Genomic DNA, 17,005 nt, shown 5'->3' on the forward strand with positions numbered 1-17,005 from the left:
TCGATCTGCTTTCCCGGGCTGAGTGTGGGGAGTTGGTGCCGGTGTCGGGTGGGTCGGGGGTGTCGGGGCGGGTGTTGGTGGAGTTGTTGTCGGCGTCGGTGGTTCGGGATCCGGGTGCGGTTGCGGTGGTGTGTGGGGGGCGGGGGTGGACGTATGGGGAGTTGGATGAGCGGTCGAGTCGGTTGGCGCGGTTGTTGATCGGTCGGGGTGTGGGTCCGGAGTCGTGTGTGGCGGTGGCGGTGGCGCGGTCGTTCGAGTCGGTGTCGGCGGTGTGGGCGGTGGCGAAGTCGGGGGCGGCTTTCGTGCCGGTGGATCCGTTGTATCCGGCTGGTCGGATTGGGCGCATGTTGTCGGATTCTGCTGTGGTGGTGGGGGTTACGGTGGCTGAGTGGCGGGATCGGTTGCCTGGGTCGGTGGGGTGGGTGGTGCTCGATGATCCGGTGGTCGAGGTGGAGTTGGCGGGGTTGTCGTCTGGGCCGGTGAGCGACGGGGAGCGGACGGCGTGCCTGGGTATCGATCATGCGGCGTATGTGATTTATACGTCGGGGTCGACGGGGGTGCCGAAGGGTGTGGTGGTGACGCATCGGGGGTTGGCGAATCTGTTGGCGGAGCAGGGGGTTCGGTTCGGGTTGGGTCCGGATGCGCGGGTGTTGCATGTTGCGTCGCCGAGTTTCGACGCGGCGGTGCTCGAGCAGTTGTGGGCGTTCGGGTTCGGTGGGCGGCTGGTGGTGGTGTCGCCGGCGGTGGTCGGCGGTGCCGATTTGGCGGGGATTCTGCGGCGGGAGAGGGTGACTCATGCTGCGTTGACGCCGACGCTGTTGGGGACGGTGGATCCGGTGGGGCTCGACGATCTCGGGACCGTTGTGGTCGGTGGTGAGCGGTGTCCGCCGGAGTTGGTGGCGCGGTGGGCGGCCGGTCGGCGGATGTTCAATACCTACGGTCCGGCGGAGGCGACGATCCAGTCGAATGCCAGTGTGCGCATGACGGTTGCGGGTGGGGTGACGATCGGTGGTCCGATTCGGGGTGTCGGGGAGTGTGTGCTCGACGGTTGGTTGCGGCCGGTGCCGGTGGGGGTGGTCGGGGAGTTGTATCTGGCGGGTTCGGCTCTGGCGCGTGGTTATCGAAACCGGGCGGGATTGACGGCGGCGCGGTTCGTTGCGGATCCGTTCGAGGGTTCGGGTCGGCGGATGTATCGGACGGGGGATCTGGTGCGGTGGTTGCGGTTGCCCGGTGGGGGTCTGACGCTCGATTACGTCGGTCGCGCGGATCTGCAGGTGAAGGTTCGTGGTTTCCGGGTGGAGTTGGGTGAGGTCGAGTCGGTTCTGTCGGCGTGTGTGGGGGTGGCGCGTGCGGTGGCGGTGGTGCGTGCGGACGATGGTGCCGGTGATCGGTTGGTCGGGTATGTGGTGCCCGGGGTGGGTGTGGATCTGGATGTGCGTGAGGTTCTTGCGTTTGCGGGGGAGCGGTTGGCTCCGCACATGGTTCCGGCGGCGGTGGTGGTGGTCGAGGCTGTGCCGCTGACGCCGAATGGCAAGCTTGATCGTGCGGCGTTGCCGGCGCCGGATTTTGCTGCGGGCCGAGCGGAGTACCGGGCGCCGGACACCGAGATCGAGAAGGTACTCACCGGGCTGTTCGGGGAGGTGCTCGGCGTCGATGTGGTGGGCGTGGAGGATTCGTTCTTCGCGCTCGGTGGCGACAGCATCATGTCGATCCAGTTGGCGGCGCGGGCGAAGGCTGCGGGTGTGGTGTTCTCGCCTCGGGACGTGTTCGAGTGCAGGTCGGTGTCAAGGCTGTCGGAGGTTGCCGTCCGCGGCGACAGTGGTTCGACGCAGTTGCTGGAGGAGCTTGCCGGTGGCGGGGTAGGGGAGATCCCGTTGACGCCGGTACTGAGGTGGTTGCTCGAACGCGGAGAGTCCGGGTTCGGTCGTTTCTCCCAGGCCGTGATGCTGAATCTGCCGGAAGGCATCGGAGCCGACGGCCTGATGAGCACAGTGCAGGCGGTGCTCGATCACCATGACATGTTGCGCGCACGGTTGCGCCAGGATGCCGATGGAGTGTGGGCGTGGGAAGTGTTGCCGCGCAGTACGATCCTCGCCGACGGGCTGATTCGTCGGGTGCCCCTCGACATGTCGCCGGGAACGGTCGAGTTCCACGAGCTGGCGGCGGCGGAGTTGAACACCGCGGCGGATCGGCTCGACCCGGCGGCCGGGATCGTGGTGCAGGTGGTCTGGTTCGATCCCGAGGACGAGGCGGAACGGGGTCGGGTCCTGGTGGTGGTCCATCATTCGGCGGTCGACGGGGTGTCCTGGCGGGTGCTGGTGCCGGACCTGGCGGCAGCGTGGTCGCGGATCGAGGCGGGTGAAGCGCCCGATCTGGCCCCGGTGGGGACGTCGATGCGCAGGTGGGCGCACGGGCTGGCCGAGGCGGCGCACCGGCCGGAGCGGGTTGCGGAACTCGAGATGTGGCGGGCGCTGGCTGCGGTGGACGATCCGGTGATCGGGTCCCGACTCCTCGACCTCACGATCGACCTGGTCGCCACTACCCGGAGCGTGGAGGTCGACATACCGCCGGAGGTAACCGAGGCCCTGTTGACCACAGTCCCGGGGGCGTTCCACGGCGGGGTGGGCGATGGGTTGCTGGCCGCGTTGGCGGTGGCGGTGACGAAGTGGCGGCGCGAGCGTGGAGATGGTGTTGACGGGTCCCTTCTCGATGACGCGGTGATCCGGCTCGAGGGGCACGGGCGCGAAGAGAGTGTGGTCGCTGGTTCGGACCTGACTCGCACGGTCGGGTGGTTCACCACGAGTTTTCCTCTGCGTCTGGATCTTTCCGGAATCGATCTCGACGATGCGTGCGCCGGTGGGCCGGCCGCGGGGGCGGTGGTCAAGTCCGTCAAGGAGCAACTCCTCGCGGTCCCGGACCACGGGATCGGCTACGGACTGCTGCGCTATCTCAACGAGGACACCGGATCGGTGCTGCGGGACCAGCCTGCGCCGCAAATCGCGTTCAACTACCTCGGCCGCGTCGCCGGCGGGATCCCCGACGGCGGGCGTGGGGCAGGCTGGCTCCCGGTCGACGACGCCAGCGATCTCACCGGTGCGCAGAATCCAGACATGCCGGTGCCGGCGGTGCTCGACATCAACGCTTTCACCTTCGACGACGGAGGCCGACCGAGGTTGCGGGCGATCTGGTCCTTCCCCGGCGGAGTGCTCACCGCCCGTGAGGTGGGTGCGGCGGCCCGGATGTGGCGCAATGCGCTGGTCGCGCTGGTCGCGTATGTCGCGACGCCGGGGGCAGGCGGGCGGACCCCGTCCGATCTCGACCTGGTCGGGCTCGGGCAGGCGGAGATCGAACGGCTCGAGGACCGGTATCCGAACATGACGGATGTGTGGCCGCTCTCGCCGCTGCAGGAGGGGTTGCTGTTCCACACGTCGGTGTCCGAGGAGTCGGTGGACGCCTACGTGGTGCAGTTGGTCGTCGAGCTGCGCGGGGACGTCGACCCGGCGCGTCTGCGGCGCGTGGGACAGGTGCTGCTGGAACGGCATCCGAACCTGCGGACCGCGTTTGTCCCCGGCGTCGCCGGGGGCCCGGTACAGGTGGTTCAGGACCACGTCGTGGCCCCGTGGTCGGCGAGCGACCTGTCGGGTTCGGACGACGATGAACGGAATTGTGCGTGGGATCAACTGATGTCTGCCGACCGGGCGACGCGGTTCGATCCGGCCCAGGCCCCACTGCTGCGCTGGATGCTGGTCACCACCGGACCTGAGCGTCACCGACTGGTGCTGACCAATCATCATCTGCTGCTTGACGGTTGGTCGACGCCGCTGCTGTTGCGCGAACTGTTGCTGCTCTATGCCACCGACGGCGACGGCGCGATGCTGCCTCGTGTCCATCCCTATCGGGACTACCTGACCTGGGTAGGTGGGCAGGATGAGCCGAGGTCACTCGAGACCTGGGCTCGCGCGTTCGATGGCGCCGACGAGCCGACCCTGGTGGCGCCGGCCGACCCGGGCCGTCGATATTCGGAATCGCGGGAGGTGCTCGGTGGGCTGACCGAGGAACAGACTGCGGCGCTCACCTCCCTCGCGCGCGCCCGCGGAATCACCCTCAACACCGTGGTCCAGGCGGCGTGGGCGATCGTGTTGGGCACGTGGACATCCCGGGACGATGTGACGTTCGGTGCGACCGTGTCCGGGCGCCCTTCGCAGGTTGCAGGCGTCGAGTCGATGATCGGGCTGTTCGTCAACACACTGCCGGTCCGGGTCCGGCTCGACACCGCAGACAGTCTGGGACAGCTACTCGACCGGATCCAGGCGGAGCAGGCCGGACTACTCGATCACCACCACGTGAGGCTGGCCGACGTCCAGCGGGCGGCCGGGCCTGGAGCAGTTTTCGACACGATGACCGTGTTCGAGTCCTATCCGGTCGATCGGGGTGGGCTCACCGCCGAGACCGACATAGCCGGAATGCGGGTGGTGGATGTGAGTGGGATCGACGCCTCGCACTATCCGATCGGTCTCGTTGCCCACGTCGACACGCGACTGCACCTGCGAATCAGCTACCTGCCCGAAGTCTTCGACCGCGACACGATGGAGGCGATCCTGCAGCGGGTCCTGCGCGTGATCGATGCCGTCGTCGCCGACCCTGACCTGCCGCTGGCCCGGCTCGATCTGCTTTCCCGGGCTGAGTGTGGGGAGTTGGTGCCGGTGTCGGGTGGGTCGGGGGTGTCGGGGCGGGTGTTGGTGGAGTTGTTGTCGGCGTCGGTGGTTCGGGATCCGGGTGCGGTTGCGGTGGTGTGTGGGGGGCGGGGGTGGACGTATGGGGAGTTGGATGAGCGGTCGAGTCGGTTGGCGCGGTTGTTGATCGGTCGGGGTGTGGGTCCGGAGTCGTGTGTGGCGGTGGCGGTGGCGCGGTCGTTCGAGTCGGTGTCGGCGGTGTGGGCGGTGGCGAAGTCGGGGGCGGCTTTCGTGCCGGTGGATCCGTTGTATCCGGCTGGTCGGATTGGGCGCATGTTGTCGGATTCTGCTGTGGTGGTGGGGGTTACGGTGGCTGAGTGGCGGGATCGGTTGCCTGGGTCGGTGGGGTGGGTGGTGCTCGATGATCCGGTGGTCGAGGTGGAGTTGGCGGGGTTGTCGTCTGGGCCGGTGAGCGACGGGGAGCGGACGGCGTGCCTGGGTATCGATCATGCGGCGTATGTGATTTATACGTCGGGGTCGACGGGGGTGCCGAAGGGTGTGGTGGTGACGCATCGGGGGTTGGCGAATCTGTTGGCGGAGCAGGGGGTTCGGTTCGGGTTGGGTCCGGATGCGCGGGTGTTGCATGTTGCGTCGCCGAGTTTCGACGCGGCGGTGCTCGAGCAGTTGTGGGCGTTCGGGTTCGGTGGGCGGCTGGTGGTGGTGTCGCCGGCGGTGGTCGGCGGTGCCGATTTGGCGGGGATTCTGCGGCGGGAGAGGGTGACTCATGCTGCGTTGACGCCGACGCTGTTGGGGACGGTGGATCCGGTGGGGCTCGACGATCTCGGGACCGTTGTGGTCGGTGGTGAGCGGTGTCCGCCGGAGTTGGTGGCGCGGTGGGCGGCCGGTCGGCGGATGTTCAATACCTACGGTCCGGCGGAGGCGACGATCCAGTCGAATGCCAGTGTGCGCATGACGGTTGCGGGTGGGGTGACGATCGGTGGTCCGATTCGGGGTGTCGGGGAGTGTGTGCTCGACGGTTGGTTGCGGCCGGTGCCGGTGGGGGTGGTCGGGGAGTTGTATCTGGCGGGTTCGGCTCTGGCGCGTGGTTATCGAAACCGGGCGGGATTGACGGCGGCGCGGTTCGTTGCGGATCCGTTCGAGGGTTCGGGTCGGCGGATGTATCGGACGGGGGATCTGGTGCGGTGGTTGCGGTTGCCCGGTGGGGGTCTGACGCTCGATTACGTCGGTCGCGCGGATCTGCAGGTGAAGGTTCGTGGTTTCCGGGTGGAGTTGGGTGAGGTCGAGTCGGTTCTGTCGGCGTGTGTGGGGGTGGCGCGTGCGGTGGCGGTGGTGCGTGCGGACGATGGTGCCGGTGATCGGTTGGTCGGGTATGTGGTGCCCGGGGTGGGTGTGGATCTGGATGTGCGTGAGGTTCTTGCGTTTGCGGGGGAGCGGTTGGCTCCGCACATGGTTCCGGCGGCGGTGGTGGTGGTCGAGGCTGTGCCGCTGACGCCGAATGGCAAGCTTGATCGTGCGGCGTTGCCGGCGCCGGATTTTGCTGCGGGCCGAGCGGAGTACCGGGCACCGAAAGCGGGCGTCGAATCCGCTGTGGCGGCTGCCTTCGCGGTCGAACTCGGTGTGGCGAGGGTCGGTGCGGACGACAACTTCTTCGCCCTCGGCGGCAACTCGTTGACGGCCACGGGGGTGGCTGCGCGACTGCGGGAATCGACCTCCACGGAGGTACCGGTCGAGTGGATCTTCACACATTCGACGCCCGAGTCGCTGGCACACCGGATCGAGACGCGCGAGGCCGAGACCGTCGAGAACGACGGCGCCGGTTCAGCGGTCGAGGTGCTACTCCCGCTGCGTGCCACGGGCAGTCGGAATCCGCTCTTCTGCATACATCCCGCCATCGGGCTCGCCTGGTGTTACAGCGGGCTGGTGCAGCACGTCGACGACGACCGGCCGATCTACGGAATCAATTCCCCCGCGCTGACCGATCCCGATGTACGTTTCGGATCGCTCGACGACCTTGCCCACCGCTACGTCCGGGAGATCCGGTCTGTGCAGCCACACGGTCCTTATCACCTGCTCGGCTATTCGGTGGGCGGGCAGATTGCGCACGCGATGGCGGTCCAACTTCGTCGAGAAGGTGACGACGTGCTCACCCTTGCCATGATGGACAGCCGCGCGCCGTCCGGAGCCGAGGTCGACGGTGAGATGACCACGGCCGCAAGGTTGGTCGCCGAGTTCGGTGGGGTGGAGTTGGTCGACGAGGGGGAATCGGACATGACGACCGAGCAGGCCGCACGGCTGCTGCGTGCGAAGGGTGGACTCTTTGCATCACTGACTCCGGATCACCTCGACACCCTCTACCGGGAGTACCAGGACCTCGTCCATGGCGCTCTCGCGCATCGGCCGTCGACCCTCGAAGGTACCGTGGTCGCGTACTTCAGCGCGGCGACAGACTCGGACGACGATCACGGTCTCGACCGTGAGGCCGGAGCAGCGGGCTGGAGAAAGTACATCATCGGTGAAGTACGCGAGTACCGAATCCCTACGCGTCACGAGCAAATGACGAGCCCGCAGGGCCTTTCGGTCGTGGGCCCCCTCCTCAACCGGCACTTGAATCTGGTCGACCGAGAGCGGGGGGCACCCGAGTAATGCGCAGCACGACACAAACCGTGCACCCGTTGCCCGACTCTTCGGCGCGGACTACCGTGGTGTCGAGCGGGCCGAATGGATGTACAGGTCGTGCTCGATGCCCTTGGCTGCCCCGGACCCGGCAGTCCCATTGGAGGACAGCGATTCGCCGAGAGGGTTCCTCAGGACTGCAGCTGTTCACGGCACTCGCCGAAGCAGTGTCTCTAGTCGGTCTTTCGCCTGATCGCCAGGTGCGGACGCACCGCAGTCGACCCGGAAAGCATGCTTTTGCGTATGGCGCGGAGCGCCACCGGTCCCTTCCTCTCGTCGGCGCCTTTGCGCGTCGGATGGTGGTCGATGCGAATCGGGTAGGAGGACAAATGACCGCGATTCGGCTCGAGAAGTTGTTCGGAGAGGACGCGGTCGTGGGCTCCGAGCATCGGTGCTCCGAGGTGCTGCGTAGTTGGGTTTGCGACTACCTGATCCGACCGCATCCGGATCTCGGCAGATCGGGTCCGGTCTGCCCGTTCACCAATCCGTCGATCTCGCGAGGACTGTTGTGGGTCGGATTCATCGATGGCTGCGACGTCGGTGTTCAGCAGATGACCGAGGCGGTGGACGAGATGTTCGCTGCTTTTCGTGAATTGCCGCCGGTTGACGGCGACGATGCGCTCCTGAAGGCCGTGCTCCTCGTGTTCGCCGACGTCTCGGACTACTCGCTGATCGAGGAGGCGCAACGCGAAGGTAAGTCCAAGTTCGTCCAGGAAGGACTCATGCTCGGCCAGTTCTATCCGGGATGCACCACGTCCGGGCTACGGAACAAGGCGTTCCAGGCACTGGACGCGCCGCTTCCCATTCTGGCGGTGCGCAGTATGGTCGGCTCCGATTTTCCGTTCCTGGCGGAGCGGAGCGAGTGGGTCGACGCCTATCTGAAGAAGTTTGCAGACCGGATCCCAGGTCCGGTCAGGAGCAGCATCACGGAGAAGGTGGTCGGGGAGTTCGCGGTGGACACCTGCCCGGACCGGTAGACGGGACAGGATTGATCGGGTGTGACAGGTGACTGCCGCGACGCGGTGGCAGAGCGGGGTGCCGGTCACAGTCGACAGGTTGCTCCTGACGGCTGCGTCCCATAATCGGAGTATGGCGATCACCATGCGACGATCCGGGCCGCAGGACCGGGAGGCGATCCTCGCGCTGATGGCGGCCTCGCGCGGTGACGGCCTGTCCGTCCAGGAGCGCGCCGAGCGCGGCTTCGTCCAGGGGCGCATGGACGCTGATGTCCTCACCCGGTTCCAGGAGGGCACCGGCGTCTTCATCGCCGAGGAGACCGGCAGACTCGCCGGGTTCGCGATGACGTCGGAGCCCGGCGCGGTCGCCTCGGGTCCGCCGCGCTTGGCGCTGGATGCGCTGTCGGGCGCCCAGGCGCCGGGACGATTGTTCCTGTACGGGCCGGCGGCTGTGGACCCGGGCTTCCAGGGGCGCGGGGTGTTGACGATGCTGCTCACCGCGCTCAGTCGTGAGCTTCGGGACCGCTTCGATCTCGGCGTCGCCTTCGTCGAGGCGGCGAACGCGAAGTCGCTTGCGGTGCACCGGCATTACGGGATGACCGCGGCGGCGACGTTCGTGTTCGACGGGCGCGACTACTTCGTGTTCACGTTCGACCCGGCCGAGTTCGCGGCCCGCCCCAACCCCTGAACGGGAGTTCAGCACACGCCGTCGCGCTCGAACCGTGCCGTGAACTCCCGTTCAGGGGTTCGCGGGGCGCGCGCGGGGTCAGCCGTCGCCGGCGGTGAGCTTGCCGAGGATGCGGCGCAGCTGCGCGCGGTCGTCGGCGTCGAGCGGGGCGAAGAAATCGGCGGCCTGGGCGTCGCGGGCGTCCGACATCTCGGCGATCAGCTTGCGGCCGGTGTCGGTGAGCTGGACGCACACCGCGCGCCGGTCGCCGCCGTCGGAGACGCGCTCGACGAGCTCGCGCTTCTGCAGGCGGTCGACCACCTCGGTGGCCGACCGGGGCGCGATGCGCAGCGCCTTCGCGACGTCGCCGAGGCGGGGGCGGCCGTCGGACTCGGTGCCGATCACGCGCAGCGCGCGGAACTCGTGCGGAGAGAGTTCCCATGGTTCGAGCGCGGTGAACCACTTGCGCCGCAGGGCGCGGGACGTGGACATCACGAGGTCGCGGAGCTGTTCGGACGATGCCTCGGTCATGGTGTCGGAGCTTACCTCACTTGACAGTCACCTCATGTTGAGGCAACCTCAGTAAAGGCTTGCCCCGACTTCTGAGAGGGGTGGTTAGATGACAAGCCCACCATTCGGTGGACCCGGTGGGGGTCCCATGCGTTCCCGCAAGATCGATCCCGCCGACCGCGCCCAGCTCGAGGACTCCCCCGTGAGCCTGCGCCGGATCGGCTCCCTGTTCGCGCCGTACCGCTGGCAGATCGCCGTGGTGATGGCGCTGATCGTGGTGTCGTCCACGATCTCGCTCGCCAACCCGTTCCTGGTCCGCGAGGTGATCGACCGCGCGATCCCGGAACAGAACGTCAGTCTGCTGGTGTGGGCCGTGCTCGGCATGCTCGCGATCACGGTCGCGGGCTCGGTGCTGGGCGTGATCCAGACCTGGATCTCGACGACGGTCGGCCAGCGGATCATGCACAACCTGCGCACCCGCGTGTTCACCCATCTGCAGCGGCAGTCGCTCGGCTTCTTCACCCGCACCCGTGGCGGCGAGATCCAGTCCCGGCTCACCAACGACATCGGAGGCATGCAGACCGTCGTCACGTCGACCGCGACCTCGATCGCCTCCAACGTCACCACGGTCGTCGGCACCGCGATCGCGATGGCGGTCCTCAGCTGGCGGCTGTCACTGCTGTCGCTGATCGTGCTGCCGCCGGCGATCTGGCTCACCCGCAAGGTCGCGCTGATGCGCCGCGAGATCACCGCGCAGCGCCAGCGCGCGCTCGCCGACATGCAGACCCAGATCGAGGAGAGCTTGTCGATCAGCGGTGTGCAGCTGGGCAAGACGCTCGGCGCCGGCCCGGCGATGTCCGACCGCTTCACCGACACCTCGCACCGGCTGGTGGATCTCGAGGTCCGCTCGCAGCTGTCCGGACGCTGGCGGATGGCGACGATGAGCATCATCTTCTCGGCGATCCCCGCGCTGCTGTACCTGGCGGCGGGGCTGCCGGCGACGTCCGGCGGCATGACGATCGGCACCCTGGTCGCCTTCACCGGACTGCAGACGACGCTCTTCCGCCCGCTGATGGGCCTGCTCGACGTCGGTGTGTCCGTGACGAGTTCGCTCGCGCTGTTCAGCCGGATCTTCCAGTACCTCGACCTGCCCGTGGAGATCGACGACCCGGCGAGACCGGTGCCGATGCCGCGCGAGAAGGTCGACGGCGGCGTGCGGTTCGAGGACGTCGGCTTCCGCTACGAGAACGCCGACCGCGACGCACTCGCCGGCATCGCCATCGATGTACCGGCCGGATCGTCGCTCGCACTGGTCGGTGAAACCGGTTCGGGCAAGACCACTCTGGCATCGCTGGTGGCGCGGCTGCACGATCCGACGTCCGGCCGGGTGACCATCGACGGCGTCGACCTGCGCGACATCTCGCTCGCGGAACTGTCCGAACTGGTCGGTGTCGTCTCGCAGGAGACGTACCTGCTGCACGCGACGATCCGGGAGAACCTGCGGCACGCGAGGCCGGAGGCGAGCGACGCCGAGATCGAGTCCGCGGCACGGGCGGCTCAGGTGCACGAGCTGATCGAGTCGCTGCCCGACGGCTACGACACCGTCGTCGGCGCCCGTGGCCACCGGTTCTCCGGCGGCGAGAAGCAACGCATCGCGATCGCGCGAACCCTGTTGCGGGACCCTCGGATTCTGGTGCTCGACGAGGCCACCAGCGCGCTCGACAACGAGACCGAGCGGGCCGTGCAGACCGCGCTCGACGTCGTCAGCCGCGGCCGCACCACGATCACGATCGCGCACCGGCTCTCCACGATCCGGGACGCCGACCAGATCGTGGTGCTCGACCACGGCCACGCCGCCGAGCGCGGCACCCACGAGGAGTTGCGCGTGCTCGGCGGCCGGTATGCGGCGCTACTCGCCCGCGGAAGCGGCGATGCCGGCGCGGCGGCCGAAGAACGTGCCGTCGCCGAGCGAGGTGCCGCTGATGTAGCCCCACGAGTGCAGGCCCGACGTGGCGCGGCCGGCCGCGAAGAGTCCGGGGATCGGGTCGCCGTCGAGGTCTAGGACGCGGCCGTCGACGGTGGTCCGCAGGCCGCCGATCGTGAACACCTCGGCGCCGCCCCCGCCGGTCCCGCCGTCGCCGTACTCCGGCGGGGCCATGCCGCGCTGGACGTCGATCGCGGCGAACGGCGACTGCAGCGGCCGCAGCCACCGGGCGGACTTGTGGAAGTAGGGGTCCTCGCCGTCGGCGGCGAAGCGGTTGTACTCGCCCACGGTGCTGCACAGCGCGCCCTCGGGCATACCGATCTCGCGTTCGAGTTCCTCGAGTGTCTCGGCGACGAAGTGCGGCTGCACGCCCCAGCGCTCGTCGACCGGGACCTCCTCGTACGCCTGCTCGTCGAGGATCACCCACACCTTCAGGTTGTGCTTGAACAGCGCCGCCTGGCCGACCAGGCCGGGGTAGACGTCCTCGTTGATGAACCGCTGGCCCACGCTGTTGACGATCATGCCGCGCACCATCATTCCCGGCACCAGCGAGATACCGACCTGGCCGGCGGACATGTGCTTGACGGCCGCGCCCACGGCCTGGGCCATGACGATGCCGCGGCCGTCGTCGCCGCCGTCGCTGTTGACGCCCAGGCCCACCAGTTGCGGCGCGTGCTGGGCGAGCATCTCCTTGTTGTCCGCGAAGCCGCCGGTCGTGATGATCACGCCGCGGCGGGCCCGGTACGTCACGGTCTCGTTGAAGTGTCGGGCCACGACGCCGACCACGCGGTCACCGTCGAGGATCAGCCGCAGTGCGGTGGTGTCGGCGTGCACCGCGATGTCACTCTTGCCGACGGCCTCGCTCAGCACCGCCATCAGGACCTTGCCGCCGAAGCCGTCGGAGGTGACGCGGTGACCACGCGGGGCGGGCTTGGCGATCTCGTAGAACGGATAGGCGTTCTCGCCCATCCACATCAGACCGTCGTCGGTGGGCGGCACCCAGGTGGGGGAGTCCCACAGCGACGGCTTGAACGGCACGCCGCGATCGACGAGCCACTGGTAGTGCCCGACGCTCTCGCGGCTGTAGAGGCCCACCTTCTCCTGGTCGGCGTCCGGGCCGAGCGCGGCGAGGAGGAACTTCTCCATGTCGTCGGCGGTGTCGACGAATCCGCACGCCTCCTGGATCGGGGTGCCGCCGCCGAGGTACATCTCGCCGCCGGACAACGCCGACGACCCACCGCCACCGCTCTGCCGCTCGAGCAGGATCACCTCGGCCCCGGACTCGACGGCCTCGAGCGCGGCCGACGCGCCGGCGCAGCCGTAGCCGACGATCAGGACGTCGGTTTCGTGGTCGTAGGTGTCGATCTCCGCGGCGTCGATCGGTGTGACGGGTACGCGAGCGCTCATCCAGAACTCCTGTGTCCTCGGGGCTTGACCTGCCTGTGGTGCCCGTCACACTAGGGTAGGCGTCCGTGGCCGAGAAGGTGGTTGTCCGTTGAGCGGGACACCGGGTATCGATTCGAATTCGTCTGGGCCGCTGGAAATCTCCGCACCCACAGACCGATCAGGTCGGCTCGATCTGCAGGGGCAGGGACCGGTGGCGGCGAACGAACAGGCTCGGTACCCAGCGGGCACCGCCGTCGGCGATCGTGAACGACGTCGTGCGCTCGAGCAGTGCGGTGAGGGCCGCGAGTGCTTCCATTCGTGCGAGCGCCGATCCGACGCAGAAGTGCACACCCTTGCCGAACGCGAGATGGCCCTTGAGGTTCGGTCGGTCCAGCACGACGGTGTCCGGGTTCTCGAACGCGGACGGGTCGCGGTTGGCCGCACCCCACAGCAGCAGGACGTGGCTTCCGACGGGTAGCCGCACCCCTCCCAGCGTGGTATCCGCGACCACGTGCCGGTGATGTCCGCGGAACGGGGACTCGAGGCGCAGGGCCTCGTCCAGGAACGGATCGATCAGCGATGGGTCCCGGCGCAGTCGTTCCTGCAGTGCCGGATCGGCGGCGAGGATCCGGGCGCCGTTGGCGATCAGGCCCGCGGTGGATTCGCCGCCCGCGCCGACCAGTTGCACCAGGATCAGAACCGCGACGTCGTCGGTGAGCGCACCCTCGTTGCACGCATGCGCGAGGACGCCCAGCAGATCGGTCTGCGGATCGCGCTTGGCCGCAGTGAATTCGGTGTGGAGGTAGCCGGCCAGTTCGGCCGCCGACGTGACCAGTTCGCCCAGTCTGTCACCGGTGACCACCCCGCCGAGCAGTTCGGTGCTGTCGTATGCCCACGCGAGGAGTTGTGGAACGTCGTGGTGGGGGAGCCCGACGAGGCTCGCGACCAGCGCGAGCGGCAGTTTGTCGGCCATGTCGGCGGCCCACTCGAAGGAGTCGTCCGATCCCAGTCCCGCGTCCCACAGTTCGTCGACGAGCGCGCGGACGGTGGGGCCGAGCGTGCGGATGCGCTTGGCGAGGGTGGCGAGCACCAGTCTGCGGTGCACCGTGTGGGCGGGGTCGTCCGCGGTCGCCAGCACGTGCACCGCCCGTCCGCCGCCGTCCATGTCGAACGTGACAGGCGGGCCGGCCGGCCGCTGCACCAGCACGCCGGTCAGATTCGACGAGAAGTCCTCCGGTCGGGCCAGTGCTTCGGTCACCAGTTCCCGCGACGACACGAGGTGGAAGTCGGTGCCGGGGACCCGGTAGACGGGCGCATGGGCGCGGAGTTTCCCGTACAGCCCGTACGGATCGTCGAGGTGCTCGGCGGCGAAGACGTCGATGCCGTCCAGTGGTGTCGCGGTCACGAGCCCGCCCTTCGATGTCATGGAACGCGTTGCAGTGATGCCACGGTTCACGGTGTCGGGGAGCGCTGTCAAGAGGCCGTCGGCAACTGAGAAAGCGGCGGTGAACTGCATGTATGCCCTGTCTCATATCGGAGCCGGCGGTGGGGCGTCCGCGCAGATCGGAGGGGAGTCGGTGACGGAGCGGGACGACTGGCTGACGGGCGGGAACCGTCGGGCGCTCGCGGTCGCACGGATCACCGCCGGTGACCCGCGCCGTGGCGCACCTCGACGGTGCGGAGCGGGTGGTCGAGGCGATCGTGACGGCGGTGGCGGCGGTTCGAGCGGATGCGACGTTGTCCTACTGGTTCGCCCACACCCGCACCGGTGACGCCGACGACTACCTGGCGTCCTCGCCGGATCTGAGCCGGGTGGCCACCGCCCTCACCGGTATCGCGCCCGACGAGGCGGGCGGGCAGTGGGTCGTCCGTGTGGTGCTCACCCTGCTCGCGTGGCCCGCCGCCGACACGCGCATGGAGCGACAGATGGTACAACGCTTCGTTGCTCCGGCATTCGACACATAACATCAACCAGTATGAGCCACTGCGTCTTCTGCGCCATCGTCGCCGGCGAGGCCGAATCGAGCCTCGTGTACGAGGACGCGCGCACGATCGCGTTCATGGACATTCGTCCGTTCACGCCCGGCCACCTGCTCGTGGTGCCGAAGAAGCACGCAGCGGATCTCGCTGAGTTGGATCCCGATGACGGAGGACGATTGTTCCAGGTGGGGCAGCAGATCGCGGCAGCGTTGCGAGACAGTTCGGTGGCCGCGGAGGGGGTGAACTTCTTCCTCGCCGACGGCGTGGTGGCCGGCCAGGAGGTGTTCCACGTGCACCTGCATGTCGTTCCGCGGACGGTGGGGGACGGGTTCGGGCTGCGGGGCCGGCCCACGGTTCCACCGAGGCCCGACCTCGATTACCTCGCCGGATCGATCCGCGGTCGGGCTGGGTTCGCGGGATGCCTGACGTGACCACGGCACCGCTTCTGCATCAGCGCTTTCCCGAACTCGCAGAGTCGCTGCCCCATGTTCCCCTCGGTGTACCGCCCACCCCGGTCCGCAGGCTCGACGGGCTGGGCACGCGAAACCGGATCTGGGTCAAGGACGACAGCACGTTCGGCTCCGGTGGCTGGGGCGGCAACAAGGTCCGCAAACTGGAGTGGATCATCCCCGACGTTCTGGCGCGGAAGTCGCGGCGGATCATCACGGTGGGCGGGCTGGGGACCAACTGGGGTCTGGCGACCGCGTTGTACGCCAGGGAGTTCGGCATCGAAACGGCGATCGCGCTGATCGATCAGCCCGTCGACGACCATGTGCGGGCGCAACTGGCCCGGCTGCAGCGCTCGGGCGCGACCCTGCACTTCACCCGGAACAAGGTGCGGACGTTCGCGTCCGCACCGTGGTTGATGCTGCGGCACATTCGCGGCGGACGGCTGCCGTACTACCTGCCGCCGGGCGGTTCGTCCCCGATCGGTGCGCTCGGATACGTCGAGGCCGCACTGGAGTTGGCTGCGCAGGTCGAGGCCGGGGACATTCCGGAACCGGCCCACATCGTGGCGCCGGTCGGATCGGGTGGCACCGTGGCGGGTCTGCTGCTGGGTCTGCAATTGGCGGGCCTGCGCACGGGTGTCGTCGGGGTCGTCGTCAACGACACCCTGCCGCTGGGCGCCGCCGAGATCCGGGACCTCGCGGGTCGGGCCGAGTCCCTGCTGCGTCGTCGTGGCGCGCAGCTGGGCGAGATCGACCTCCGCTCGGCCGGTCTGACCGTGACGCGGGAATATCTGGGTCCCGGTTACGGATACGCCACCGCGGAGGGTCGCGCAGCGCAGCGCGTCGGTACCGAGTACCGCGTCCCGCTCGATCCCGTGTACACGGCAAAGGCATTCGCCGGGTTGCTCGAGATCGACGCGAAGACGCGGGTCGACGACGGTCCCATCGTCATGCTCGACACCTTCGGGCCGCGGCCGGACTGACCGATACCGTGGCGCCATGAAATGGTGGCTCCTGTCCGGTGCGATCGTGTGCGAGGTCGCGGCGACGTTGTCGTTGCGCGCCGCGACCGAACACCCCGCGTGGTACGTCCTGGTGGTGACCGGGTACCTCGCGTCCTTCGCGTTCCTCGCGGTTGTGCTGCGTCACATGGCGGTCGGTGTCGCATACGGGATCTGGGGTGCATGCGGGATCACCCTGACGGCGGTACTGGCCACCGTGCTCTTCGGCGATGCACTGACCGCGCTCATGGGCGTGGGCATCGCCCTGGTCATCGCCGGCGTGCTGACCGTCGAACTCGGTTCGCAGGCCGCCGAGAAGGACAGGGGCGGCGACGGCCGGGAGTTTGAGGCGACGCCGTGACCTGGGTGCTGCTCGTCGGGGCGATCATCGCCGAAGTGACCGGTACCTTGTGCCTCAAGGCATCCGACGGCCTCGCCCGGCGGTGGTGGTTGATCCCCACCGGGGTCGGCTATCTGGTGGCGTTCGGCCTCCTCGCCGTCGTCCTCGACCGTGGCATGGCCGTCGGTGTCGCGTACGGCGTCTGGGCGGCCTGCGGTGTGGCGCTCACGGCGCTCCTAGGTCGCGCGATCTTCAAGGACCCGTTGACGCCGCGGATGGGGTTCGGGATCGCGCTCATCGTCGCGGGGGTGCTCGTCATCGAACTCGGTGCCTCAGCGAGCTGATCTGTACCGATTCCACCTGGA

General features: G+C 68.3%; 11 protein-coding genes and 1 pseudogene. 9 read left to right on the plus strand and 3 right to left on the minus strand.

Annotated features, from left to right (window positions below):
• Positions 1-128: 128 nt before the first annotated feature.
• From DEU38_RS28395 to DEU38_RS10110, 3 genes are all read left to right on the plus strand, one after another.
• Complete coding sequence (locus DEU38_RS28395) at positions 129-7,337, plus strand: non-ribosomal peptide synthetase (RefSeq protein WP_258557795.1); 7,209 nt, start codon at positions 129-131, stop codon at positions 7,335-7,337.
• A gap of 359 nt (positions 7,338-7,696) precedes the next feature.
• Positions 7,697-8,344 (plus strand): DUF6875 domain-containing protein, encoded by a 648-nt coding sequence (locus DEU38_RS10105; RefSeq protein ID WP_114720616.1) that lies wholly within the window; start codon positions 7,697-7,699, stop codon positions 8,342-8,344.
• Between the two features lie 112 nt (positions 8,345-8,456).
• Positions 8,457-9,011, plus strand: coding sequence for a GNAT family N-acetyltransferase (locus DEU38_RS10110; protein ID WP_114720619.1), 555 nt, complete (start codon positions 8,457-8,459; stop codon positions 9,009-9,011).
• A gap of 78 nt (positions 9,012-9,089) precedes the next feature.
• On the opposite strand, the gene DEU38_RS10115 is transcribed toward DEU38_RS10110, so the two are convergent.
• Positions 9,090-9,521: a MarR family winged helix-turn-helix transcriptional regulator gene (locus tag DEU38_RS10115; protein WP_114720622.1), complete on the minus strand. Its 432-nt coding sequence runs from the start codon at positions 9,519-9,521 to the stop codon at positions 9,090-9,092.
• A 127-nt stretch (positions 9,522-9,648) separates the two neighbouring features.
• On the opposite strand from DEU38_RS10115, the gene DEU38_RS10120 reads away from it, so the two are divergent.
• A complete protein-coding gene (locus DEU38_RS10120) occupies positions 9,649-11,562 on the plus strand; it encodes an ABC transporter ATP-binding protein (RefSeq protein ID WP_258557774.1) in 1,914 nt (637 codons plus the stop codon).
• On the opposite strand, the pseudogene DEU38_RS10125 reads toward DEU38_RS10120, so the two are convergent.
• Together DEU38_RS10125 and DEU38_RS10130 are read right to left on the minus strand one after the other, a co-directional pair.
• Positions 11,482-12,891, minus strand: a pseudogene (locus tag DEU38_RS10125) (FAD-dependent oxidoreductase); the annotation flags it as partial. The gene DEU38_RS10120 and the pseudogene DEU38_RS10125 sit on opposite strands and share 81 nt — an antisense overlap.
• Positions 12,892-13,048: 157 nt before the next feature.
• Positions 13,049-14,296 (minus strand): cytochrome P450, encoded by a 1,248-nt coding sequence (locus DEU38_RS10130; RefSeq protein WP_397484550.1) that lies wholly within the window; start codon positions 14,294-14,296, stop codon positions 13,049-13,051.
• Positions 14,297-14,517: 221 nt separating this feature from the next.
• On the opposite strand from DEU38_RS10130, the gene DEU38_RS10135 reads away from it, so the two are divergent.
• From DEU38_RS10135 to DEU38_RS10155, 5 genes are read left to right on the plus strand one after another with little or no spacing between them, the layout of a single operon-like run.
• Entirely contained in the window at positions 14,518-14,835 is a 318-nt protein-coding gene (locus DEU38_RS10135) for a hypothetical protein (protein WP_258557775.1), read from the plus strand.
• Positions 14,836-14,846: 11 nt separating this feature from the next.
• Complete coding sequence (locus tag DEU38_RS10140) at positions 14,847-15,281, plus strand: HIT family protein (protein WP_114720979.1); 435 nt, start codon at positions 14,847-14,849, stop codon at positions 15,279-15,281.
• Positions 15,269-16,282: a 1-aminocyclopropane-1-carboxylate deaminase/D-cysteine desulfhydrase gene (locus DEU38_RS10145; protein ID WP_114720628.1), complete on the plus strand. Its 1,014-nt coding sequence runs from the start codon at positions 15,269-15,271 to the stop codon at positions 16,280-16,282. Before DEU38_RS10140 ends, DEU38_RS10145 begins: the two co-directional genes overlap by 13 nt.
• A gap of 16 nt (positions 16,283-16,298) precedes the next feature.
• Positions 16,299-16,661: a multidrug efflux SMR transporter gene (locus DEU38_RS10150; protein WP_114720630.1), complete on the plus strand. Its 363-nt coding sequence runs from the start codon at positions 16,299-16,301 to the stop codon at positions 16,659-16,661.
• Positions 16,658-16,984, plus strand: a complete 327-nt coding sequence (locus DEU38_RS10155; protein ID WP_114720633.1) for a multidrug efflux SMR transporter — start codon at positions 16,658-16,660, stop codon at positions 16,982-16,984. The genes DEU38_RS10150 and DEU38_RS10155 overlap by 4 nt, the downstream gene beginning before the upstream one ends.
• Positions 16,985-17,005 lie beyond the last annotated feature (21 nt).

This window comes from Rhodococcus sp. AG1013 (assembly GCF_003350365.1).
Taxonomy (GTDB): Bacteria; Actinomycetota; Actinomycetes; order Mycobacteriales; family Mycobacteriaceae; genus Prescottella.